Source organism: Streptomyces sp. NPDC021622 (genome assembly GCF_040640795.1).
Taxonomy (GTDB): domain Bacteria; phylum Actinomycetota; class Actinomycetes; order Streptomycetales; family Streptomycetaceae; genus Streptomyces.
The window spans coordinates 104,867-127,368 of record NZ_JBFACK010000017.1 but is presented as its reverse complement, the minus strand read 5'-3'; the positions used below and the strand labels follow the sequence as shown (position 1 = coordinate 127,368).

Sequence of the window (22,502 nt, the reverse complement as noted above, 5' to 3'; positions counted from 1 at the left end):
CCGCTGTTCGCGCCGCCGCGCTCGCCGCATCCGCCGCCATGGTCGTCATGGGCGTCCAGAGCACCACCGCCGCCACCGCGGCCGGTGACCAGGACTCCGCCGGCGCGGGCACCCTGCGCCTGAGCGCCGCGCAGCGCGCCGAGGCCATCAAGTCGGCCCAGGCGGACGCCTCTTCGGCCGCCGATGCGATCGGACTCGGCGGCAAGGAGAAGCTCGTCGTCCGCGATGTCGTCAAGGACACCGACGGCACCGTCCACACCCGCTACGAGCGCACCTACGACGGCCTGCCCGTGCTCGGCGGCGACCTCGTCGCGCACACCGCCAAGAGCGGCAAGCTGAAAAGCGTCGACAAGGCCCGCAGCGGACGGATATCCGTGGCGTCGACCGACGCCGATGTGTCGAGCGCCGACGCCAAGAAGTCCGCCGTCGCCGCGGCCGACTCAAAGAAGGCAAGCGCCAAGAACGTACGCAAGGTCATCTGGGCCGGGGACAAGGGCAGTTCGCCCGTCCTCGCGTACGAGACCGTCGTGACGGGCGTACAGCACGACGGCACCCCCAGCGAGCTGCACGTCGTCACCGACGCCCGCACCGGCAAGCAGCTCTTCAGCCACGAGGCCATCGAGAACGGCACCGGGACGGGCCAGTACAGCGGCTCCGTCGCCGTCGGCTCGACCGCCTCCGCGTCCGGCGGCTACGACCTCACCGACGGCGCCCGCGGCGGCCACAAGACGTACGACCTGAACGGCGGCACGTCGGGCACCGGCACCCTCTTCCACGACGCCGACGACAAGTGGGGCGACGGGACGCCGCAGAACCGGCAGACCGCCGCCGTCGACGCCGCGTACGGGGCCGCGCAGACCTGGGACTTCTACAAGTCCGAGTTCAACAGGAACGGCATCGCGGGCGACGGCAAGGCCGCCTACTCCCGCGTCCACTACGGCAACGCGTACGTCAACGCCTTCTGGTCCGACGCCTGCTTCTGCATGACGTACGGAGACGGAGCGGGCAACCTCAAGCCGCTGACCTCGCTCGACGTGGCCGGCCACGAGATGACCCACGGCCTCACCGCCGCCACCGCGAACCTCAACTACAGCCGGGAGTCCGGCGGTCTGAACGAGGCGACGAGCGACATCCTCGGCACGTCCGTCGAGTTCCACGCCAACAACCCGAGCGACGTCGGCGACTACCTCATCGGCGAGAAGATCGACATCCGCGGCAACGGCACGCCGCTGCGCTACATGGACAAGCCCAGCAAGGACGGCAACTCCGCCGACTTCTGGTCCAAGAACGTCGGCCGCCTCGACGTGCACTACTCGTCCGGCGTCGCCAACCACTTCTTCTACCTGCTGAGCGAGGGCAGCGGCGCGAAGACCATCAACGGCGTCTCCTACGACTCCGCCACGGCGGACGGCAGTTCGCTCACCGGCATCGGGCGGACCAAGGCCTACCAGATCTGGTACAAGGCGCTGTCCGTCTACATGACGTCGACGACCAACTACGCGGGCGCCCGCACCGCCACGCTCAAGGCGGCCGCCGACCTGTACGGCGCGGGCAGCGCCGAGGAGAAGGCGGTCGCGGCCGCCTGGACCGGCGTGAACGTCAAGTAGCCCTGAACAGGGCCAAGTAGCTCTGGAACAAGGCCGGACCACCCCTCAGGCCTCAGGGGTGGTCCGGCTTTCCGTCGCCGTAGAGCCACGGACCCCAGATCGCGCGCACCTTCTCGCGCGCCGCGTCGCCGCCCGCGTGCTCCTCGACGTACCGGGTGAAGTCCTTCGTGTCCGCGTTGCCGTGGCGGTGCGACTTCGTCCAGCCCTGCACGATGTCGTAGAAGGTGTCGTCGCCCACCGCCTGCCGGATCTTGTGGACGACCATGCCGCCACGCTCGTACACCGGACTGTCCGAGACGCGCGCCGCGGACGGCGGCTTCGCGGGCGGGAAGGCCCAGATCGCCTCGTTGTCCTCGTCGGACTCGTAGTACTCGTCGTCGTAGATCGCGTCGAAGGTCTCCTGGACGCTGTCCCCGTCGTGGTCCTCCTCCCACAGCCACTCCGCGTACGTCGCGAAGCCTTCGTTGAGCCACATGTCCTGCCAGGACTTGGGCGTCACGGAGTTGCCGAACCACTGGTGGGCCAGCTCGTGGACGAGGAGTCCGGTGTCGGGGGCGCCGGGGAACGTGGGGCGGGTCTGGGTCTCCAGGGCGTAGCCCGCGGAGTCCTCGTCGTCGACGATCGCGCCCGTCGAGGAGAAGGGGTAGGGGCCGAAGTTCAGCTCCTGCCACTCCATGATCTCGGGGATCTTGGCGAGCGTCTTCGCGCTCGCCTTGGCCTGGGAGGGGTCCACGGCGGTGAGCACGGGGATGCCCGACTCGGTGGTCGAGCGCTTCAGCTCGTACGTCCCGATGGCGACGGTCGCCAGATAGCTCGCCATCGGTTCCGCGCTGTGCCAGGCGAAGGTGGTGCGGCCGTTCTTGGTCGACTCGCGGGTCAACTCGCCGTTGGAGATGGCCTTCAGGCCCTTGGGGACGGTGAGCTTTATGTCGTACGCGGCCTTGTCCGAGGGGTGGTTGTTCGCGGGGAACCAGGCCATCGAGCCCGTCGGCTCGCCGAGCGCGATGGCGCCCTCCGCCGTCCGCAGCCAGCCCTCCTCGGAGTCGTCCGGGTCGGTGATGGTCTCCGGGGTGCCGGAATAGTGGACGGTGGTGCGGAACGTCTCGCCCTTGTCGAGGTCGTCGGGCGGACGGACCGTCAACTCCTGCCCGTCGCGGTGGAAGTTGGCGCCCTTCCCCTCGACGGTCACCGTCTTCACGTCCAGACCCTTGAGGTCGAGGTTGAAGGCGCTGAGGTCCTGCGTGGCACGTGCCGTGATCTCGGCCTTGCCGGTGAGATGGCGGGAGTCGGGGTCGTAGCCGATGGTCAGGCCGTAGTGCGCGACGTCGTAACCGCCGTTGCCCAGCTTCGGGAAGTACGGGTCGCGCACACCGTCGGCTCCGGGCGTGCCGTGCACTCCGGAGCCGCTGCATGCGGTGAGGGCGAGGGCGGTGAAGGCGGCCAGTGCGGCGGTGGTTGTGCCGCGGGGCGCCGTGGATCGTGGGTGCACGCATGCGATCTTATGCGGCATATGTTCGGCGGCCACGGCGCGGTCCTCACTGGCGGACGCTCCGCTGCCGGACGCTTCCCGGCAGGGCCGGCCAGTAGTGCTCGGTGAACAGACGGGCGACCAGCTCGCCCCGGCTGGAGACACGGGCCTTGGTGAAGACGGTCTTGAGGTGGTCGCGGACCGTGTGCGGCGAGATGAACAGCGTGCCGGCGATCTCGGCGGTGGTCATCCCGCGCGCGACGAGCTGGGTGATCTGCAGCTCCCGCGAGGTCAGACCGTACGCGTCGGCGATCAGGACCGCCAGGTCGGCGGGTGTCGCGGGCTCGATGACCAGGGCCACCGGGGCGGTCCTGCCGCCGGGTCCGGTGAGGCGGGAGGCGTGGCAGACCAGCCAGCGGCCTTCGGTGGTGCGGATGCGGACGCGGGCGTTGCCGTGGTCGCGGCCGTCGGCGACGGCCCGCGCCTGGAGGGCCGTGCGGCACCACGTCCGACGACCCGGTCCAGCGGCTCCGGCGGCAGCTCGCCGCCGTCGGCGATCCCCGGATCGGCCGCCGCGTACTGCAGGAGGCGGCGCACGCCGTCGGCCCGTACGCGTGGCGGCTGCTGCCCGAGCCCGACCGCGCGTGGTTGCGGCGCCATCTGCGCACCGCAGTCGGCCTGGCCTCGCCCATGGTTCCGGTGAACGCGTCGGTCCTGCTGCGGCTCCTGGATTCCGGACAGTTGTCGATCACGCGCGGCGTCCACGCGATCGAGGCGGTGGAGGGGCGATTCCGGGTGCGTACGCGGAACGACTCCGAACGCGCCACGGAGTCCGTCGTCGATACCGCGGAGTCCGTGGGCACCCCCGAGTCCGTCGTCGACACGGAGTACGTCGTCAACGCCGTGAACCCGCCGCCGCAGGCGGTCCCGGCCGCGGCCCGCCCCCTGGTCGAGTCCCTGGTGGCCACCGGCCTGGCCACGCTCCACCCGTCCGGCGGGCTGACCCCCGCCGACCCGCGCGTGCACGTGGTCGGCGACCTGGCCGGCGGCGGCTCGTTCATCACGTCCGGCATCCCCGGCGTCGCCGCCCAGGCGTCCCGCACCGCCCGGGCGCTCAGGACGCCCTGACGCCAGCCGTCAGCCGTCAGCCGTCAGCCGTTCAGCGCCGCGACACCGGCCCGGGCGAACTTCTCGTCCAGGTCGCCGGAGGGAGCGCCCGCGACGCCGATGCCCGCGATCGGGGCGCCCTTGGCGGTGACCGGGGCGCCGCCCGCCAGGAACAGCGTGCCGGGGATGTCCTTCAGGTTCGGGGCCTGCTCCAGGCGCTTGGCCAGCTCGGAGGTCGGCGCGTTCCAGGAGACGGCGGTGTACGCCTTCTTCTCGGCGGACTCGTAGGACTGCGGGCCCGCGCCGTCGCCGCGCAGGGTCACGATGGTGTTGCCGTTGCGGTCCACGACGGCGACCGTGACGCGCTGGTTCTCCTTCTTCGCGGCGTCCAGGCTCGCCTGCGCGGCCTTGGTCGCCGCGGCCACGGTGAGGTGCGTGGACTGCTGGAGGTTGCCGTTGCCCGCGTCGGCGACGACAGGGGCCTTGGACGCGGCGTCCGGGGTCCCGGCGGTCGCGGAAACGGCGCCGAAGGTGCCGGCCCCGAGGGCGGCGATCGCGAGGGCGCCGGTGACGATGCGGGTGCGCTTCGAGCGCTTGTGGCTGGGGTTCTTGGTCATGCGTCGATCTTCCGGCCGCGCCCCGGCGGACCCCGTCGGCGTACCGGCTGCTCCCGAGGAGCGTTCCGGCTGACCCCTGGGTCAACCGATCGGCTGACCCGTGCCGGCCCACCCCGGGTCACAATAAATGGGTGACCCAAAACGGCGATCCCAACCCCGCCGACCCCACCGCTCCGGCCGCTCCCACCGGTCCTGCTGACCCGGTCGGTCCCGCCGCCCCCGCCGACCCGGCCGGTCCCACCGCTCCCGCCGACCCGGCCGCTCCCGCCACTCCCACCGCTCCCGCCACTCCCACCGCTCCCGCCGGCCCCGCCACTCCCGCCGCTCCCGCTGTGGGCAGGCGTTCCGCAGGGCGGAACGGGTGGGCACAGCCCCCGCTACGGGGCACCGATGAACAAGGCGCCCGCCCCGGCGACGGGTACGCGCACCCTGGCACGGGGTACGACCAACCCGGCACGGAGTACGCCCACCCCGGCACGGGGTACCCGGACCCCGACGCACGCTGGCTCGCAGCCGTCATGCACACGGCGTTCTTCCTGCTGCTCGCCGCCTCACTGGCCCGCTTCCTGATCCGCCACCCCGGCGAGCCCCGCACCCCGTGGATCATCGCGCTCTCCGTCTCCCTCGCGCTGCTCTACGTACTCGGCCCCTCGCTCGGCACCCGCCGCACCCCGCACCGCCTCGCCTGGCTGACCCTCGTCGTGACGGCCTGGGGCGTGCTCGTCATCCTCGCGCCGAGCTTCGCGTGGTGCGCGGTGCCGTTGTTCTACACCGGCCTTCGTACGCTGCCGCCGCGCGCCGCCCTGCTCCTGGTGGCCGTACTGACCGCGTTCGTGGTCACCGCGCAGCTCGAACTCGCGGGCCGCTTCGACCCGAACCTGCTGTTCGCCCCGCCCGCATGGGCCGCGGTGGCCAGCGCCGTCTTCCTGTACATGCAGCGCCAGGCGGCCCGCCAGCGCGAGCTCATCGACGACCTCATCCGCACCCGCCGCGAACTGGCCGCCACCGAGCGCCGCGAGGGCACCCTCGCCGAACGCCAGCGGCTCTCCATGGAGATCCACGACACCCTCGCGCAGGGCCTGTCCAGCCAGCAGATGCTGCTCCAGGCCGCCAACCGGGTCTGGGACGCGGACCCGGCCAAGGCCCGCACCCACGTCCGTACCGCAGAGTCGATCACCGAACGCGGCCTCGCCGAGGCCCGCCGCTTCGTGCACGATCTGGCGCCCGCCGACCTCGCGGACGGCGGCGGTGTGACCCAGGCACTGCGGGCGCTCGCGGAACGGGAGTCGGACGCGGGCCTGACGGTGCGCTTCCACGCGGAGGGCACCCCGGTGCCGCTGCCGGACCGGGTCGGCTCGGCGCTGCTCCGCATTGCGCAGGGCGCGCTGGCCAACGTACGCGAGCACGCCGAGGCGAACACGGCGGCGCTGACCCTGACGCTCCTGGACGACCAGGTGGTCCTGGACGTCGCCGACGACGGCAGGGGCTTCACACCTTCCGTCGAACAAGACAGGCGCACCGGCGTACGGGGCCACGGCCTTCCCGCGATCCGCGCGCGGGCGGGACAGCTCGGCGGCACACTGACGATCGAGTCGGCACCGGGCGAGGGCACGGTCCTCTCCGTGTCGATCCCGCTCGAGCCGCCCCTGGAGACCTCGTGACCGGAGACCTCATGACGCTGGAGACCCCATGACGCTGGAGACCCCATGACGACCGCACCTCCCGTCCGCCTCCTGGTCTGCGACGACCACGTCGTCGTACGCGCGGGTCTGCTCGCCCTCCTTGGCAGCGCCCCGGACATCGAGGTGGTCGGCGAGGCGGGCACGGGCGAGGAGGCGGTGGCCCTGGCCGCGAAGCTGACGCCGGACGTGGTCCTGATGGACCTGCAGCTCGGCGAGGGCATCGACGGCGTGGAGGCGACGCGCCGCATCGCGTCGTCGTCCGGCACCCCGCCCCATGTCCTGGTCCTGACGACGTACGACACGGACGCGGACATCACGCGGGCGATCGAGGCGGGCGCGACGGGTTATCTCCTCAAGGCGGAGCGCCCCGAGGAGCTCTTCTCCGCGATCCATGCCGCGTCGCAGGGCCGCACCGCGCTCTCGCCGCCGGTCGCCTCCCGGGTCATGGCCCGCATGCGCGCCCCGCAGCCCTCCCTCACGGACCGCGAACGCGACATCCTCGGCCAGCTGTCCCAGGGCCTCGGCAACCGGGAGATCGCCCGCGCCCTGTTCATCAGCGAGGCCACCGTGAAGACGCATCTGGGCCGGATCTACGACAAGCTCGGCGTCGATACGCGGGCGGGCGCGGTGGCGGTGGCCAAGGAGCAGCGGCTGCTGCCCTGACCTGAGCGCCGCCTCGCCCTGCCCTGACCTGAGCGCCCCTGCCCTGAGATCCCTGTGACCGCCGCGGACCGAGCCGCCGCCCGGCCGTGACACCATCGACCCCGTGCTCGACATCGGCTACGCGCTCTCCCGCCGCTTCCCGGACCCCCCGCAGCTGGACTACAGCCGCGCGGACGTCCACACCCTGCGCCATGACCTGTTCTGCGGGGACGTGTACCTGGCGGACACCAAGGCCGACCGGGAGCTGTCCACAGCCTGGGGATGGGTGCCCGTCCTCGACTTCGCGTGGGCGCTGTGCGACATCGTCGAGACGCTGGACCAGGATCCGCTGGGGAGCCGCGCCTCCCGCCCCCAGTACGCGGAGCTGGACTTCACGGAGTCCAGTGACCGGATGCTGTTCACCCGCCGCTTCGGCTGGGTGGACATCGAGGCGGACTGGATGGACCCGGACGAGCCCCCGCTGAACTTCTCCCACGCGGAGCTGCGCCGCGAGGCCCGTGACTTCCTCCAGGACCTCCTGGCGGACCTCTCCGACCTCCATGACTCCCTGGCCGACAACCCCGCCCTTTGGACCCTCCAGTCCCGCTTTCCTCGCGTCGCGTAACCCTGGGCCGAGATCCCCCGCACCTCACCCGACCGAACAGGCTTTTCCCCAGCCACCCACCCGATACGCGGGGTAATCGGGTGGGTGGGCGGGAAAGAACCGCTGCTAGAGGCCAGGGGCCAGCACCCGCACCCCCACCTGCGCCGCGAACGCCGGGGCCAGATCCATCAGTTGGGCCGTGCTGATCACCGCCCCGGCCAGGCAGTCGATCCCCCGCAGGATGTCCAGCTCCGCCGCCGAGCGCAGGTCGACGTCCTTCATGCGTACGCCGCTGAAGTCCGCCCCCTTCAGGGCGCAGTCCACGAACTCGACGCGCTCCAGGGCCGCCTGCCCGAAGTCCGGCTCCACCAGCACGCACCCCTCGAACACGACGTCCTTCAACCGCGCCTTCCGCAGGTTCAGATAGTCGATCTTGCCGCCCCGCACGACGACCCGCTCCAGCACACTCCCGTGCAGCTGAACCCCGCCGAGACGCGCGTCCACCACCTCGACGTCCCGCAGCGACGCCTCCACCAGCTCCGTGCCGACCCCCTGCAACTCCGTCAGCACGGAGTCCACGAAGCGGGCCCGGCTCAGCCGCGTCTCGGTCACCGAGCAGCCCGTCACCGCGCAGTCGAGGAACAGTGCTCCCCCGCCGTCCTGCCCGTCGAAGTCGAGGTCCCGGAACTCCACCCCGTCGTAGTCCCCGTCGGGCGACAACTCGCCCTCCTCGAACGCCCGGAGCACGGGCAACCGCACCTCGGGCCGCCGAGCCTTCTTCACCACTGCCGCACCCTGTCGTCCCATCCCCCCATCGTGCACTCCACCACTGACAAGGCAGCCCGATGTCACATCCGGCGCCCCCTCGGCCGTCGTACCGGGGAAGGCCCACAACGGACCCCACCGCGACAGGAGCCCACCCATGGGGACCACACGGAACATGCGGAACACCCGCCTCACCGTCATCGGCGGCGGCTTCGCCGGCCTCACCGCCGCCATCACCGCCGCCGAAGCCGGCGCCAAGGTGACCCTGCACGAGTCCCACCACACCCTCGGCGGCCGCGCCCGCACCGCCGAAGGCCCGTACCGCACGAACGAAGGCCCGCACGCCCTCTACAACGGCGGCCCGCACTGGGCCTGGCTCAAGCAGCGCGACCTCATCGGCCCGCTCGCCCCGCTCCCGCCGCTTGAAGGCAGCCGGCTCCGCCTCCACCACCAGGGCAGGCTCCGCCGCACCCCGCCCCTCGCGATGCTGCGGCTGCTGCGCCGCAAGGCCGAACAGGCCCCCGTGGACGCCGACTTCATGACATGGGCCACCGGCGAGGTCGGCGAGGAGGGCGCCCGCGCCGCCGCGCACTACATCGCCGTGGCGACGTTCCACCACGACCCCGGCTCGCTCTCCGCCAGGTTCGTGCACGAGCGCCTGCGCCGCGCCACCAAGCTGCCCCCCGAGGCCCACTACCCGCGCGGCGGCTGGGGCTCGGTCATCGACCGCATGGCGGCGCTCGCCTGGAACCTGGGCGTACGCGTGGAGACGCTGTCCCGCGTCGACGACCCCGCCGCCCTGACCGCCGAAGGACCGGTCGTCGTCGCCACCGCGCTCCCGGCCGCCCGCCACCTCCTGCGCGACGAATCCCTGCAGTGGGCCGGCGCCCGCACCACCCTCGTCGACCTCGCCCTGCGCTCCCGCAAGGGCGACCCCTTCGCGATCTCCGACCTGGACAGGACCGGCTGGGTCGAGCGGTTCACCACCCAGGACCGGAGCCTGGCCCCCGCGGGCCAGGAGCTCGTCCAGGCCCAGATCCCGCTCTCCCCCGAGGAGTCCAAGGCGGACGGATCGGCCCGCCTCGACCACCTCATGGACCTGGGTTTCCCGCACTGGCGCGACCGCCTCGTCTGGCGCCGCGACGCCCTGGCCGCCGGCCGCACCGGCGCGGTGGACCTGCCGGGCACCACCTGGCGCGACCGTCCGGCGATCGACCGCGGCGACGGCGTCTATCTGGCGGGCGACCAGGTGGCGGCGCCCGGACTGCTCTCCGAGGTGTCCTTCAACAGCGCGCTGGAGGCCGTGACGCTCGCGCTCGCCCCGGCGAGGCTTGACCTCAAGTCCGCTTGAGGTACGAGAGTGGCGGACAGACCCAGAGCCGAGAGCCCACAAGGAGCCCACCATGCACGCCATCCGCCTGCACACCTTCGGCCCGGCCGAGAACCTCAAGTACGAGGAGACGGCGGACCCGGCACCGGCCCCCGGCCAGGTCCGCATCGCCGTCACGGCGGCCGGCGTGCACCTCCTGGACACCGCGATCCGGGGCGGCTTCCAGGGCCCGCTCCCCGAACTGCCGCCGCTGCCCACGATCCCCGGCCGCGAGGTGGCCGGCACGGTCGAGTCCCTCGGCGAAGGAGTCGACCCCGCCTGGCTCGGCAAGCGCGTGGTCGCCCACATCGGCTTCGCCCCCGGCGGCTACGCCGAACTGACCGTCACGGAGGCCGCCCGCCTGCACGAGATCCCAGAGGGCATCGACGACGCGGCGGCCGTCGCCCTGATCGGCACGGGCCGCACGACGATGGGCATCCTGCAGTTCGCCGACCTGGCCCCCGGCTCCGTGGCCGTCATCCCGGCCGCGGCCGGCGGCATCGGCACGCTCCTCGTCCAGTACGCCAAGCACCGGGGCGCCACCGTCGTCGGCCTCGCGGGCGGCCCGGAGAAGACGGCCCGGGTCGAGGCGAACGGCGCGGACCTGGCCGTGGACTACAAGAACCCGGAGTGGCCGGACGAGGTGCGTACGTACCTGAAGTCGGTGCACGCCCCCGGCGCCACCGTCGTCTTCGACGGGGTCGGCGGCGACGCGGGCCGCGCCGCCGTGGACCTCCTGGCCCCCGGCGGCACCCACATCGTCTTCGGCTGGTCCGGCCAGGGCCTGCACGACGGCGAACCCCTGACGTTCACCGAAGAGGAGCTCGCCGCCCGAGGCATCACCCAGCTGGGCGTCCTCGGCCCGGCGATGATGCAGAAGGCCGGCGGCGACAACCCCGTCCGCACCCTGGAGCTGGCCGCGCTGACCGAGGCGACGCGGGGCCACTTCACGCCCGCCGTCCAGCGCTTCCCCCTGCGCGACGCGGCAGCCGCCCACCGCGCCCTGGAAAGCCGGGGCACGACGGGCAAGGTCGTACTGATCCCCTGAGAGGCCCCGTTACCGACCGGAGCCCAACTCCGCCAGCGCCCCATCGGTCAGCCGATAGACCGTCCACTCGTCCTGCGGCAGCGCGCCGAGCGACTTGTAGAAGTTGATCGACGGCTCGTTCCAGTCGAGCACGGACCATTCGAGACGCTCATAGCCGCGCTGCACACAGATCCGCGCCAGCTCGGCAAGCAGCGCCTTGCCGTACCCGCCGCCCCGCGCCTCGGGCCGTACGTACAGGTCCTCCAGGTAGATGCCGTGCACTCCGCGCCAGGTGGAGAAGTTCAGGAACCACAGCGAGAAGCCGACGACCTCACCGGACGCGTCGTCCTGCGCGATGTGCGCGAACGCGGCGGGCCGCTCCCCGAAGAGCGCATCGCGCAACTGCTCCTCGGTCGCCCTGGCCTCGTCGAGCGCCTTCTCGTACTCGGCGAGGTCACGGACCATGGCGTGGATCAGGGGGACGTCTGCGGGTATGGCGGTACGAATCATGGCCGCAGGGTACGTCGACCCGGCGCCGCCGGGCAGGCCGTCACCGTCCAAGGAGCAGCCGGGCGACCTCCAGGTCGTCCTCGTCCACCGGCCGTCCGTCCTCGATCTCCCACAGCGCGTTCTGCAACACGCGGCCCAGCGTCCAGGCACGGGCCCGCTCCCGGTCGAGCCCGAGCACCTCGGTCATGGCATCGAACCGCCACAGCACGTCATCAACATCAAAACGGTTGTTGATGGCGGGCCACAGGTCGAACCCCGGGTCCCCGGCAAGCGGCTTCGGGTCGATGGCGAGCCACGGCTCGCGCTCGGCCGCCAGTACGTTCTCGAAGTGCAGGTCCCAGTGCAGCAGCCGGTCACCGGGCTCCCCCATGACCTCACGCACCGCTCCCCCGCACCGCTCGACGACCGCACGCTCGGCAGGGTCGCCGATCGCCTTCAGGGCGCCCGGCAGGTCGTCGACCATCTCCGCGGCGATGTCGCCGAGCCGCCGCATCCCCTCGGGCGCGGCCACCGACGTGAGCCGGGCGAGCAGCTCGGCGATGACGAGGACCGCCTTGCGGGTGTCGGCCATGGTCGACAACATCCGCGCGGAGTCCAGCCGTTCGAGCAGCATCGTGCCGGTGCCCGCGTCGTGGTCGAGGAGCCGCACGGCCCCGTCACCGCCCCACACCCGAAGGCCGACCGGCTCCCCCTCGGTCTCCTCGTCGAGCACCTGGAACTTCACCACGGCCGGCGTCCCGTCGGCCCGCACCACGGGCAGGACGAGGGCGGCCATGCCGTGCATCGACGGCCCGTCGACGGTCAGGTCCCACCGCTCGACGAACTCCGTCACGCGCGCGGGCAGCCCCGCGATGAAGGCACGTCCGGCCTCACCGGCGTACATGTGCTGCGACTCGACCAGCTCGTCCGGAATGCGAATGTCCATCACGCCCGCGACGCTACCGACGCACGGCCGGCCGCCGCACCGGGATTTCCCGGGCGACGGCCGCACACGGGCGGTCAGGAGATCCCGGACGCCTTGAGCTCCTTGGCGAACGCCGCCTTGTCGAACAGCGCGTTGTTGTCCGGCTTCTCGCCGTCGATGAAGACGGACGGCGTGCCCTGCATGCCGTCGTCGGTGAAGGACTGCATGGCCTCACCGACCCACTTCTTGTACGTCACGTTCTTCACGGCCTTGTCGAAGGCCGGGCCCCGCAGGCCGTCCACCTTGTCGGCGATCTTCAGCAGGAACTCGGGCGTGTAGGCGTCCTCGGTCTCGCTCTCCGGCTGGTTGGCGAAGACCGCGGCGTGGAACTGCGGGAACTTGCCCGCGTCGACCGAAGCCCGCAGCGCGTTCGCCGCGTTCACCGAGCCATGGCCGCCGAGGTTCTTGTCGAGGAACGAGGCGAGCGTGTACTCGACCTTGACCTTGCCCTCGGCCAGCGGCTTCACCAGGGCCTGCGCGCCGGTTTCCTCGAACTTCTTGCAGATCGGGCAGCGCGCGTCCTCGTACAGCTTGACCGTGTGCCCGGCCTTCGGGTCGCCGACCGTGATGACACCGCCCTTCACCGACGCGGGCACGTCCGCGAGCGCCGCGGTGTCCGCCGAGGGCGCCTTCGCGTCGGAGCCGCCGCCTCCGGAGGAGTCCGATGCCGGGGCCGACTCCTCGACACTGCTTCCGCCGTTGCCCGTGATGTCCTCAGGGCCGCAGGCGGCTGCGCCCATGGCGACGAGTGCGGTGGCGGCCACCGCGGCGGCGATGCGCCGGGCCTTGCGTACGGCCATCTGAACAGTCCTCCAGGATCTCGACACATGACGCACATGACGCTCCGCCACGTGCCGGATCAACGTATCGGAACCCCGCCCCCCGACCCCCTCCCCAAAGCCCCCACCAGCGCAGTAACGTCCGGCACATGAGCAGCACGATCAACGGCGGCATCTCGTACTGGTACGCGGACCACGGCACCCCGGCCCCCCGTGAACCCCTTCCGGGCGACGAGAGTGCCGACGTCTGCATAGTCGGCGGCGGCTACACGGGCCTGTGGACCGCGTACTACCTGAAGAAGGCCGCCCCCTTCCTCCGCATCACCGTCCTGGAGCAGAAGTTCTGCGGCTACGGCGCGTCGGGCCGCAACGGCGGCTGGCTCTACAACGGCATCGCGGGCCGCGACCGCTACGCCCGGCTGCACGGCAAGGAGGCCGCGGTCCGCCTCCAGGAGGCGATGAACCAGACGGTCACCGAGGTGATCGAGACGGCCGGGGCAGAGGGCATCGAGGCGGACATCCACCACGGCGGCGTACTCGAAGTGGCGTACACCCCGGCCCAGTTGGCACGCCTGAAGGCCTTCCACGAAACGGAACTGGCATACGGCGAAAAGGACCGCACCCTCCACGGCGCCCGGGAGACGGCCGACCGGATCCGCGTCGCGGGCGCCGTCGGCTCGACCTGGACCCCGCACGGCGCACGCCTGCACCCGGTGAAGCTGGTGAAGGGCCTGGCGGCGGCGGTCGAAGCGCTGGGCGTGACGATCCACGAATCAACGCCCGTCACAGAGATCAAGCCGAAGCACGCGATCACCCCGTACGGCACGGTCCGCGCCCCCTACATCCTGCGCTGTACGGAGGGCTTCACGGCGTCCTTGAAGGGCCAGCGCCGCACTTGGCTCCCCATGAACTCCTCGATGATCGCAACGGAACCCCTCTCCTCCGCCCAATGGGACTCCATCGGCTGGGAGGGCCGCGAGACGCTCGGCGACATGGCGCACGCATACATGTACGCCCAGCGCACGGCAGACGGCCGCATCGCGCTCGGAGGCCGCGGCGTCCCGTACCGCTACGGCTCAAAGACGGACAACGACGGCCGCACCCAGCCCGCGACGATCGAAGCCCTCCACGAAATCCTGACCCGCTTCTTCCCCCAGCTGGCCGGGGTGGAGATCGCCCACGCCTGGTCCGGCGTGCTCGGCGTCCCCCGCGACTGGTGCGCCACGGTCACCCTGGACCGCGCGACGGGCCTCGGCTGGGCGGGCGGCTACGTCGGCTCGGGCGTCGCCACCGCCAACCTGGCGGCCCGCACCCTGCGCGACCTGGTCCAGCAGGACTCGGGCCAGGCAGGCACCACGGACCTGACGACGCTCCCCTGGGTCAACCACAAGGTCCGCAAGTGGGAGCCGGAGCCCTTCCGCTGGATCGCCGTCCAGGGCATGTACGCGACATACCGCAACGCGGACCGCCACGAACTGACGACCCCGACCGCCCAGGCCCCGCGCCTGGCCAGGATCGCGGACCGGCTTTCGGGGCGGCACTAGGAAAAAGCAAGAGCCCCCTGTCGGATCCAAGGCCGAGGTCAACGGGCTCGCTGGACGCGTTCGGACGGAGCTGGATCACTGCGGAAGTCAGGCCGACCGAGACCACAACTGAGCCCACGTGGGCGGCCCTGCGGTAGTGCACCGCCGACTTGCTCAGGATCTGCACCTGGCGCTCAGTGAGATCACTGCCCGGCCCCACCCGAGCGGGCGCACTGCCGCAGCTCGGCCCGCTCGGCAGGGCTCACCACGTCCCGCAGAACAATGTAGGGAAGTTTGATCGCCGGGCGGTCGGCCGCTCCGCCTACGGGCCCGCGGGGCCGGCGGCCGACGCCACGTCGAGCAGAGCCCGGACGGCGCCCGGTTCGTGCAGGTTCAGGGAGCCGCCCCGGACGACCGGCCGCTGTCCAGCACACGGTGGCCGTGGCGGAGCGACCACAGGTACACACGCCCGTCGACGACCAAGCGGCGAGGCTTCCTCGAACGGCGGGGCACGGAGCCGAGCCTACGCGGCCTGATCCACAAGACACGAGCGATCCGAGCCGGGGTTTCAGGAGAGCCCCCTGTCGGATTCGAACCGACGACCTACGCATTACAAGTGCGTTGCTCTGGCCATCTGAGCTAAGGAGGCATGCACTGACGTGCCCGAGCAGTGTAACCAACACCGCCCATGCGCCCGTCGAAAATTTCCTCGAAGGTCGAAGGCCCACGACTACTGACAGACCGAGGGCCCCCGGGGTACCGTCCGAACAGTTCACTCAGGTGGACTACACCACTCCCTCTACTCGGATCGTCCGGCACGTTCCTGCCGGTGAAGGGGGCCCTCACCATGGCCACTGTTACGTTCGACAAGGCGACCCGCATCTACCCGGGTTCCGAAAAGCCCGCTGTGGACGGTCTCGAAATCGAGATCGAGGACGGCGAATTCCTCGTACTCGTCGGCCCGTCCGGCTGCGGAAAGTCCACCTCCCTGCGCATGCTCGCGGGCCTGGAGGACGTGAACCAGGGTGCGATCCGCATCGGTGACCGCGACGTCACGCATCTGCCGCCGAAGGACCGGGACATCGCCATGGTGTTCCAGAACTACGCGCTGTACCCGCACATGACCGTCGCCGACAACATGGGCTTCGCGCTCAAGATCGCCGGCGTCAACAAGGCGGAGATCCGGCAGAAGGTCGAGGACGCGGCGAAGATCCTCGACCTCACCGAGTACCTGGGCCGCAAGCCCAAGGCGCTCTCCGGCGGTCAGCGCCAGCGTGTCGCCATGGGTCGCGCCATCGTGCGTGAGCCGCAGGTGTTCCTCATGGACGAGCCGCTCTCCAACCTCGACGCCAAGCTCCGCGTCTCGACGCGTACGCAGATCGCGTCGCTGCAGCGCCGCCTCGGCATCACCACCGTGTACGTCACCCACGACCAGGTCGAGGCCATGACCATGGGCGACCGTGTGGCCGTACTGAAGGACGGTCTGCTGCAGCAGGTCGACTCGCCGCGCAACATGTACGACCGTCCGGCCAACCTCTTCGTCGCCGGCTTCATCGGCTCCCCCGCCATGAACCTGGTCGAGGTCCCGATCACCGACGGCGGCGTGAAGTTCGGCAACTCGGTGGTCCCGGTGAACCGCGAGGCGCTGTCCGCCGCGGCCGACAAGGGCGACCGCACCGTCACGGTCGGCGTCCGTCCGGAGCACTTCGACATCGCCGAGCAGAACGGCGCCGCCGCGAAGTCCCTCTCCAAGGAGACCGAGGACGCCCCCGCGGGCCTGGCCGTCTCCGTGAACGTCGTCGAGGAGCTCGGCGCCGACGGTTACGTCTACGGCTCCGCCGAGGTCGGCGGCGAGCACAAGGACCTCGTGGTCCGGGTGAACGGCCGCCAGGTCCCGGAGAAGGGCGCGCAGTTGCACGTCGTCCCGCGTCCGGGCGAGATCCACGTGTTCTCGACGTCGACGGGCGAGCGCCTCACCGACTGACCCGGCCCGACCGGGCCTTGAGGGCCCCGCACTTCGCCTGCCCGGCGGTGCGGGGCCCTCAGCTTTGGCCAGCGTTGTCGACAAATACCCCGGCAGACCGACCATTTCACCCACGGCACGTCAACACCGCTCCAGAGAAACCTCAATTCGCGTCGCTCGACCGAGTGACTAAATGTCGCCAAATCATCACCGACCGCTACGCTCGCTCGCGTGACGCACTCCGCCAACTACACCCAGAAGCCGCGCCGAGCCCACCGAGGCCCCGCGCGCCGCATCGGCCGCACCCTCGCCCTCGTCCTGCCCGTGATGCTGGTGCTCTCCGGCACCCTTGCTGTCACCAGCGTCAACTGGTCGGGCAACTCGTCGGACTCGATGCTCACCGCGTCCGCCGGCGACCTCTCCGTACCGGCCAAGTCCCGCGCTCCGCAGGACGTCCTGCGCGACCGGCTGCTCCTGGAACTCCAGGACAAGAACCCGGGCGTCGCTCTCACCCACCTCCAGCAGGAGGTGAACCGCCACCCGTCGCTCGCCCGGCACTGCGCCTCCATCGCCCGCGCCCTCGGCCGTGCGGCCGTGCGGGCGTACGGCCCGACGCGCGCCCAGTCGTACGCGCGCCCGGTCTGCGACACGTCCTTCGCGACGGGCGTCGCCGCCCACCAGAACGGCTGACAGGGGCGCCACGTAGGGTTTCCGGCATGACCGGCGACCCCCACGCACCCAGGCCCACACAGGCCGTAGTCCTGGCCGGAGGCCAGGGCTCGCGCCTCCGTCCGTACACCGACGACCGGCCCAAGCCGATGGTCGAGATCCCCGGCACAGGGACCCCGATCATCGGCCATCAGCTGTCCTGGCTGGCCGCGGAGGGCGTCACGGACGCGGTCGTCTCCTGCGGCCATCTCGCCGAGGTCCTCCAGGAGTGGCTGGAGTCGGCGGACCTCCCGCTGAACGTCACCACGGTGGTCGAGAAGGAACCCCTCGGCCGCGGCGGCGGCCTCAAGTACGCCGCCCGTCAGCTGCCGCACGCGGACCGCCCCTGGTACGCGACGAACGGCGACATCTGGACCCGCTTCTCGCTGCGCGACATGGCGGCCTTCCACGCCGAGCGCGACGCCACCGCGACCCTCGCCCTGGCCCGCCCCCGCATCCCGTGGGGCGCCGTCGAGACGGACGCGTTCGGCCACATCACGGACTTCATCGAGTCCCCGCCGTCCCCGTATCTGATCAACGCGGGCGTGTACGTCTTCTCCGCCTCCTTCACGGAACTCCTCCCCGACCGCGGCGACCACGAGCGCACCACCTTCCCGCGCCTGGCCCGCGAGAAGAGCCTGGCGGGCTTCCCGCTGCCGCAGGGCGCGTACTGGCGGGCGATCGACACGGCGAAGGACCTCACCGAGGCGGCCAAGGAGCTTGCGGCACAGGGTCGTTGAGGCCCTTTCCTCCCCTTGTACGTGACTGGGGCCCGCACAGCTTCTGTGCGGGCCCCAGTCACGTACATACACGGCGCAGGACCGGTCACCCGCCGCCGAGCAGACCGCCCACGAGCCCGTCGTTGCCGCCGGTGCTGCCGCCCTCGGGCGCGCCGGTGCTGCCGCTGGACGTCGGGCCCGCGCCGGTGGACGACGGGGGCTGCTCAGGCGACGACTGCTGCGGCGGGGCCTGCCCGGTGCCCTGCGTCTGGGTCGGCTGCTGCCCGGAGCCGACAGTGCCGGTCTCGCGCGCCTCGGCCGGAGCGGTCGTGCCCGCGCCCTGCGTGGGGCTCGCGGAACTGCCCTGTGTCGGCGCCTGGGAGGCCGTGGGGCTCTGCGAGTGGCGCTGGCGCTGCTGCTTCTTGCCGGGCTCACCGGGGAGCGGTGAGCCGGGCAGTTCGTTGCGCGGCGCCTCGCCGGGCCCGGGCACGGTCACCCGGTCGGCGTCGCGCACGGCGCCGCCCAGCATGGAGCCGATCAGCAGCGTCAGGCCGACGACCAGCGCCGTGACGAGGGCGCCGCGCCGCAGCACACGCCGCCGCAGCTCCCAGATGTCGACGCGCGGACCGAGCGTCCGCCAGGCCTCGCCGGCGAGGCGTCCGTCGATGGAGTAGACGGGCGCACCGGCGATGATCAGCGGCGACCAGGCGGCCAGATAGATGATGTCGGGCGCGTCGTAGGCGGGGACGGTCTTCCAGCTGACGGTGACGATGAGCGCGGCGGACAGCAGTACGCCGACGCCGGCGGCGACCCGCTGCCAGAGCCCGAGCACCGTGAGCACGCCGACGATGATCTGCAGGAAGGCGATGCAGAGCCCCGCGCCCACCGGGTGCTGGAGGGCGAAGTCCCGCAGCGGCTCGGCGAGCGCCCAGGGGTGCAGCGAGTTCAGCCACTTGACCATGGAGCCGCGCTCGCCGCCGTCGAAGTAGACGGGGTCGCAGAGCTTGCCCATGCCGGCGTAGATGGAGATGAACCCGAGGAAGACGCGCAGCGGGAGCAGCACGACACCGAGGTTCATCCGCCGCCCGGGGTAATAGGCGTGCCGGACGGGATCGGCCCCGTGGCGCCGCCCGGGGGTCTCGCCGCTCTCCTCGAAATCGTCGTCGTCGTACGGGAGTTGCTCCCGCTCGTCGAGATCGCTGCCCGGCATCCGCATCTGCGGGAGCAGCCGGGTGCCGGAGTCGGGTTGGCGGGGCCCGATGACGGCGGGGGTGGCCTGCGTGATCTCGAGGTCGTCGTCGAGGTCGATGCGCGGGATGACCTGGGTGGCACCCCCGTCGTCGAAGGGGTCGGCGCCGCCTGCGGCCGATTGGCGCACGCCGGTGCCGCGCACCGCCTGCAGCAGTCCGGTCGCTCCGGGGTCGCCCGGATCCGACTTCCCGCTCCAGACGACGGGCGCGCGGCGCCGTGCGGCGGAGCCGACCGCGGGGATGCGCATGGTGTCACCGGCATTGCTCAAGTGCCGGGCGATACGCGGGGATTGGGTCCACTGCGCGGCGGGGAGCTGCACGCGGAAGCTCGCGTGATTCACGATGACCTGGGCCGGGTCGCTCGGCACCTTCACCATGCTCAGCGCGGGAGCTTCGTCGAACCCTGACGAGCTTCCCCCCGTGGGATTGCGGGGTGTTCTGGTGTCCACACTCATCTAACCGAGTGATGTGTGCTTAGGACACTGCCTTGACCGTGTGGAAATGTCCGGACCGCGTCAAAGATCGTCTTGCGTGCACCGCTTCACAAAAAACGCCGGAGGGGCCGTCTCCGGCCCCTCCGGCGTTCGAGAGCGATCTACGCCCGATGGCGAGAGGCCTCGTACAGCACGACACCCGCCGCGACACCGGCGTTCAACGACTCCGTGCCACCCGGCATCGGGATCCGCACGCGGTAGTCGCACGTTTCGCCGACCAGGCGCGAGAGGCCCTTGCCCTCGCTGCCGACGACGACCACCACGGGTCCTGACAGCGCCTCGAGGTCGCCGACCTCGTGCTCCCCGTCCGCAGCGAGGCCCACGATGGCGAGCCCCTCCTTCTTGTACGCCTCAAGGACCCGCGTCAGGTTCGTCGCGCGGGCGACCGGCGTCCGCGCCGCCGCACCGGCGGACGTCTTCCACGCACCGGCGGTCATGCCCGCGGCACGCCGCTCGGGAACGACGACACCGTGGCCGCCGAACGCGGAGACGGAACGCACCACGGCGCCGAGGTTCCGCGGGTCCGTCACACCGTCGAGCGCGACGATCAGCGGGTCCTGCCCCGCGTCGTACGCGGCGGCGGAGAGCTCCTCGGGGTGCGCGTACTCGTAGGGCGGCACCTGGAGCACGAGCCCCTGGTGGTTCAGTCCGTTCGTCATGCGGTCGAGCTCGGGCCGCGGCGCCTCCATGAGGTGGATGCCGCCGCGCTCACCGGCGAGCTGCAGCGCTTCGCGCACCCGCTCGTCGTTGTCGATGAACTGCTGGACGTAGAGCATCGACGCGGGCACGCCCTCGCGCAGCGCCTCGACGACGGAGTTGCGCCCGACGACCATCTCGGAGCTGCCCTTGCCGCCGCGGCCCTTCACGGGACGGCGGCCGCCGGGGGACGACGCGGAGCGCTTGGCCTTCGCGTTGGCGAGGCGGTTCTTCACGTGTCCCTTGCGCGCCTCGGCGGGCGGCGTCGGGCCCTTGCCCTCAAGGCCGCGGCGTCGATTTCCGCCGCTGCCGACCTGCGCGCCCTTCTTGCCGGACATGCGGCGGTTGTTAGCGGCCATGACCTACCTGTCTGTCGTGTCGCGTGCGGCTGCACGCCTACTGCGTATGTCTATGAAGTGTGCACGTCCGCAGGCGCGGATGCGTATGCGTACGTAATGAAGTGTGCCGCCCGGGTCGCCGGGCGGCACATCACGAGGTCAGAGCGCTCAGCGCGGGCCGAGCGTCCACCGCGGTCCGGAGGGGCCGTCCTCGATGACGAGGCCGGACTGGTTGAGCTGGTCACGGATGGCGTCGGCGGTCGCCCAGTCCTTGCGGCCGCGCGCCGCCTCACGCTGCTGGAGCACCAGGCGTACGAGGGTGTCGACGACCCCGTGGAGGTCTTCGCCGCGGTCGCCCTCGCCGGCCCAGTGCGGGTCGAGCGGGTCGAGGCCGAGGACGCCGAGCATCGCCCGGACCTCGGCCAGGCGCGCCACGGCGGCTTCCTTGTCGTCGGCGGCAAGGGCGCTGTTGCCCTGCCGGACGGTGGTGTGCACGATCGCGAGGGCCTGCGGCACGCCCAGGTCGTCGTCCATGGCGTCGGCGAAGGCGGGCGGCACCTCGGGGGCCGGCTCGACCACCCCCCCGGCCTTCTCCACCACCCGCTGCACGAAGCCCTCGATCCGCGCGAACGCGGACTCCGCCTCGCGCAGCGCCTCCTCCGAGTACTCGATCATCGAGCGGTAGTGCGGGGTGCCCAGGTAGTAGCGCAGGACGATCGGGCGCCACGTCTTGACCATCTCCGAGACGAGCACCGAGTTGCCGAGCGACTTCGACATCTTCTCGCCGCTCATGGTGACCCAGCCGTTGTGCACCCAGTACCGCGCGAACGCGTCCCCGAAGGCCTTGGCCTGCGCGATCTCGTTCTCGTGGTGCGGGAAGATCAGGTCGATGCCGCCGCCGTGGATGTCGAACTCGCGGCCGAGGTATTTGTGCGCCATCGCCGAGCACTCCAGGTGCCAGCCGGGACGGCCGCGGCCCCACGGGGTCTCCCAGGACGGCTCGCCCTCCTTGGCGGCCTTCCACATGGCGAAGTCCCGCTGGTCACGCTTGCCGGTCTCGCCCTCGCCCTCGGGCTGCAGGAGGTTGTCCAGCTCCTGGTTGGACAGCTCCAGGTACCCGGGGAAGGAACGCACGTCGAAGTAGACGTTGCCGTCCGCCTCGTACGCGTGGCCGCGCTCGATCAGGCCGCGCATCATCTCGATCATCTCGGTGATGTGCCCGGTCGCCCGCGGCTCGTAGGTCGGCGGCAGGCAGCCGAGGACGTCGTAGCCGTCGTTGAAGGCCCGCTCGTTCTCGTAGCCGATCGACCACCACGGCCGGCCCTGCTCCGCCGACTTCCGGATGATCTTGTCGTCGATGTCCGTGACGTTGCGGATGAACGTCACGTCGTAGCCGCGGTGGGCGAACCAGCGCCGCATGATGTCGAAGTTGAGCCCCGACCGGATGTGCCCGATGTGCGGGGCAGCCTGCACCGTGGCGCCACACAGGTAGATCGAGACACAGCCTTCGACGAGGGGGCTGAAGTCACGGATCTGCCGGGCGCTGGTGTCGTACAGGCGAATCGTCACCACACCAGGGTAGTGGGCGCAGCACAGTGCCCTGCGACCTCCTGGGCCAACAGGGCACGGAACTGTGACATGCGCCCGGACTCACGTCGGCTCACATCAGA

At 71.3% G+C, this 22,502-nt stretch carries 22 protein-coding genes and 1 tRNA gene; 12 read left to right on the top strand and 11 right to left on the bottom strand.

The window, feature by feature from the left end:
• The first annotated feature begins 38 nt into the window (after positions 1-38).
• A complete protein-coding gene (locus tag AB0G47_RS30315) occupies positions 39-1,607 on the top strand; it encodes a M4 family metallopeptidase (RefSeq protein WP_360776691.1) in 1,569 nt (522 codons plus the stop codon).
• A 52-nt stretch (positions 1,608-1,659) separates the two neighbouring features.
• Here the strand turns inward: AB0G47_RS30315 and AB0G47_RS30310 are convergent, their stop codons facing one another.
• Positions 1,660-3,096 (bottom strand): M1 family metallopeptidase, encoded by a 1,437-nt coding sequence (locus AB0G47_RS30310; RefSeq protein WP_360776512.1) that lies wholly within the window; start codon positions 3,094-3,096, stop codon positions 1,660-1,662.
• Between the two features lie 46 nt (positions 3,097-3,142).
• Positions 3,143-3,436: a helix-turn-helix transcriptional regulator gene (locus AB0G47_RS30305; RefSeq protein WP_360776510.1), complete on the bottom strand. Its 294-nt coding sequence runs from the start codon at positions 3,434-3,436 to the stop codon at positions 3,143-3,145.
• A gap of 39 nt (positions 3,437-3,475) precedes the next feature.
• Here AB0G47_RS30305 and AB0G47_RS30300 point away from each other — a divergent pair, with 39 nt between their 5' ends.
• Positions 3,476-3,778, top strand: coding sequence for a hypothetical protein (locus AB0G47_RS30300; RefSeq protein WP_360776508.1), 303 nt, complete (start codon positions 3,476-3,478; stop codon positions 3,776-3,778).
• Positions 3,775-4,203 carry a hypothetical protein gene (locus AB0G47_RS30295; protein ID WP_360776506.1) on the top strand — a complete coding sequence of 143 codons (429 nt, stop codon included), beginning with the start codon at positions 3,775-3,777 and terminating at the stop codon, positions 4,201-4,203. The genes AB0G47_RS30300 and AB0G47_RS30295 overlap by 4 nt, the downstream gene beginning before the upstream one ends.
• A gap of 23 nt (positions 4,204-4,226) precedes the next feature.
• Here AB0G47_RS30295 and AB0G47_RS30290 read toward each other — a convergent pair whose 3' ends face one another.
• The gene (locus AB0G47_RS30290; RefSeq protein ID WP_360776504.1) at positions 4,227-4,799 is read right to left on the bottom strand and encodes a heme-binding protein; all 573 of its coding nucleotides are present in this window, start codon (positions 4,797-4,799) and stop codon (positions 4,227-4,229) included.
• Positions 4,800-4,930: 131 nt separating this feature from the next.
• On the opposite strand from AB0G47_RS30290, the gene AB0G47_RS30285 reads away from it, so the two are divergent.
• From AB0G47_RS30285 to AB0G47_RS30275, 3 genes are all read left to right on the top strand, one after another.
• Positions 4,931-6,460 (top strand): sensor histidine kinase, encoded by a 1,530-nt coding sequence (locus AB0G47_RS30285; protein WP_360776502.1) that lies wholly within the window; start codon positions 4,931-4,933, stop codon positions 6,458-6,460.
• A 45-nt stretch (positions 6,461-6,505) separates the two neighbouring features.
• On the top strand, positions 6,506-7,144 hold the full coding sequence (locus tag AB0G47_RS30280) for a response regulator transcription factor (RefSeq protein WP_266865075.1): 639 nt from the start codon (positions 6,506-6,508) through the stop codon (positions 7,142-7,144).
• 103 nt (positions 7,145-7,247) lie between these two features.
• A complete protein-coding gene (locus AB0G47_RS30275) occupies positions 7,248-7,748 on the top strand; it encodes a hypothetical protein (RefSeq protein WP_360776500.1) in 501 nt (166 codons plus the stop codon).
• A gap of 105 nt (positions 7,749-7,853) precedes the next feature.
• On the opposite strand, the gene AB0G47_RS30270 is transcribed toward AB0G47_RS30275, so the two are convergent.
• Positions 7,854-8,534 carry a pentapeptide repeat-containing protein gene (locus tag AB0G47_RS30270; RefSeq protein ID WP_360776498.1) on the bottom strand — a complete coding sequence of 227 codons (681 nt, stop codon included), beginning with the start codon at positions 8,532-8,534 and terminating at the stop codon, positions 7,854-7,856.
• A 115-nt stretch (positions 8,535-8,649) separates the two neighbouring features.
• On the opposite strand from AB0G47_RS30270, the gene AB0G47_RS30265 reads away from it, so the two are divergent.
• On the top strand, positions 8,650-9,843 hold the full coding sequence (locus AB0G47_RS30265; RefSeq protein WP_360776496.1) for an FAD-dependent oxidoreductase: 1,194 nt from the start codon (positions 8,650-8,652) through the stop codon (positions 9,841-9,843).
• Between the two features lie 52 nt (positions 9,844-9,895).
• A complete protein-coding gene (locus tag AB0G47_RS30260) occupies positions 9,896-10,909 on the top strand; it encodes a zinc-binding dehydrogenase (protein ID WP_360776494.1) in 1,014 nt (337 codons plus the stop codon).
• A 9-nt stretch (positions 10,910-10,918) separates the two neighbouring features.
• Here AB0G47_RS30260 and AB0G47_RS30255 read toward each other — a convergent pair whose 3' ends face one another.
• From AB0G47_RS30255 to AB0G47_RS30245, 3 genes are all read right to left on the bottom strand, one after another.
• Positions 10,919-11,398 carry a GNAT family N-acetyltransferase gene (locus AB0G47_RS30255; protein ID WP_360776492.1) on the bottom strand — a complete coding sequence of 160 codons (480 nt, stop codon included), beginning with the start codon at positions 11,396-11,398 and terminating at the stop codon, positions 10,919-10,921.
• 40 nt (positions 11,399-11,438) lie between these two features.
• Positions 11,439-12,323 carry an aminoglycoside phosphotransferase family protein gene (locus AB0G47_RS30250; RefSeq protein ID WP_360776689.1) on the bottom strand — a complete coding sequence of 295 codons (885 nt, stop codon included), beginning with the start codon at positions 12,321-12,323 and terminating at the stop codon, positions 11,439-11,441.
• A gap of 74 nt (positions 12,324-12,397) precedes the next feature.
• The gene (locus AB0G47_RS30245; RefSeq protein ID WP_360776490.1) at positions 12,398-13,162 is read right to left on the bottom strand and encodes a thioredoxin domain-containing protein; all 765 of its coding nucleotides are present in this window, start codon (positions 13,160-13,162) and stop codon (positions 12,398-12,400) included.
• 128 nt (positions 13,163-13,290) lie between these two features.
• Between AB0G47_RS30245 and AB0G47_RS30240 the strand changes: the two genes are divergently transcribed.
• Complete coding sequence (locus AB0G47_RS30240; RefSeq protein ID WP_360776487.1) at positions 13,291-14,685, top strand: FAD-dependent oxidoreductase; 1,395 nt, start codon at positions 13,291-13,293, stop codon at positions 14,683-14,685.
• 554 nt (positions 14,686-15,239) lie between these two features.
• On the opposite strand, the gene AB0G47_RS30235 is transcribed toward AB0G47_RS30240, so the two are convergent.
• Positions 15,240-15,313 (bottom strand) — tRNA-Thr (locus tag AB0G47_RS30235).
• Between the two features lie 198 nt (positions 15,314-15,511).
• On the opposite strand from AB0G47_RS30235, the gene ugpC reads away from it, so the two are divergent.
• From ugpC to AB0G47_RS30220, 3 genes are all read left to right on the top strand, one after another.
• On the top strand, positions 15,512-16,648 hold the full coding sequence (gene ugpC, locus AB0G47_RS30230) for a sn-glycerol-3-phosphate ABC transporter ATP-binding protein UgpC (RefSeq protein WP_360776485.1): 1,137 nt from the start codon (positions 15,512-15,514) through the stop codon (positions 16,646-16,648).
• Positions 16,649-16,858: 210 nt separating this feature from the next.
• Positions 16,859-17,317 carry a hypothetical protein gene (locus AB0G47_RS30225; protein ID WP_360776483.1) on the top strand — a complete coding sequence of 153 codons (459 nt, stop codon included), beginning with the start codon at positions 16,859-16,861 and terminating at the stop codon, positions 17,315-17,317.
• A 26-nt stretch (positions 17,318-17,343) separates the two neighbouring features.
• Entirely contained in the window at positions 17,344-18,075 is a 732-nt protein-coding gene (locus AB0G47_RS30220) for a nucleotidyltransferase family protein (RefSeq protein WP_360776481.1), read from the top strand.
• Between the two features lie 85 nt (positions 18,076-18,160).
• On the opposite strand, the gene AB0G47_RS30215 is transcribed toward AB0G47_RS30220, so the two are convergent.
• The 3 genes from AB0G47_RS30215 to cysS all read right to left on the bottom strand — a co-directional run bounded on the left by AB0G47_RS30215 (position 18,161) and on the right by cysS (position 22,401).
• A complete protein-coding gene (locus tag AB0G47_RS30215; RefSeq protein WP_360776479.1) occupies positions 18,161-19,759 on the bottom strand; it encodes a DoxX family membrane protein in 1,599 nt (532 codons plus the stop codon).
• Positions 19,760-19,899: 140 nt separating this feature from the next.
• Positions 19,900-20,853 (bottom strand): 23S rRNA (guanosine(2251)-2'-O)-methyltransferase RlmB, encoded by a 954-nt coding sequence (gene rlmB / locus AB0G47_RS30210; RefSeq protein WP_360776477.1) that lies wholly within the window; start codon positions 20,851-20,853, stop codon positions 19,900-19,902.
• A gap of 147 nt (positions 20,854-21,000) precedes the next feature.
• A complete protein-coding gene (gene cysS, locus AB0G47_RS30205) occupies positions 21,001-22,401 on the bottom strand; it encodes a cysteine--tRNA ligase (RefSeq protein ID WP_360776475.1) in 1,401 nt (466 codons plus the stop codon).
• Between the last annotated feature and the right edge of the window lie 101 nt (positions 22,402-22,502).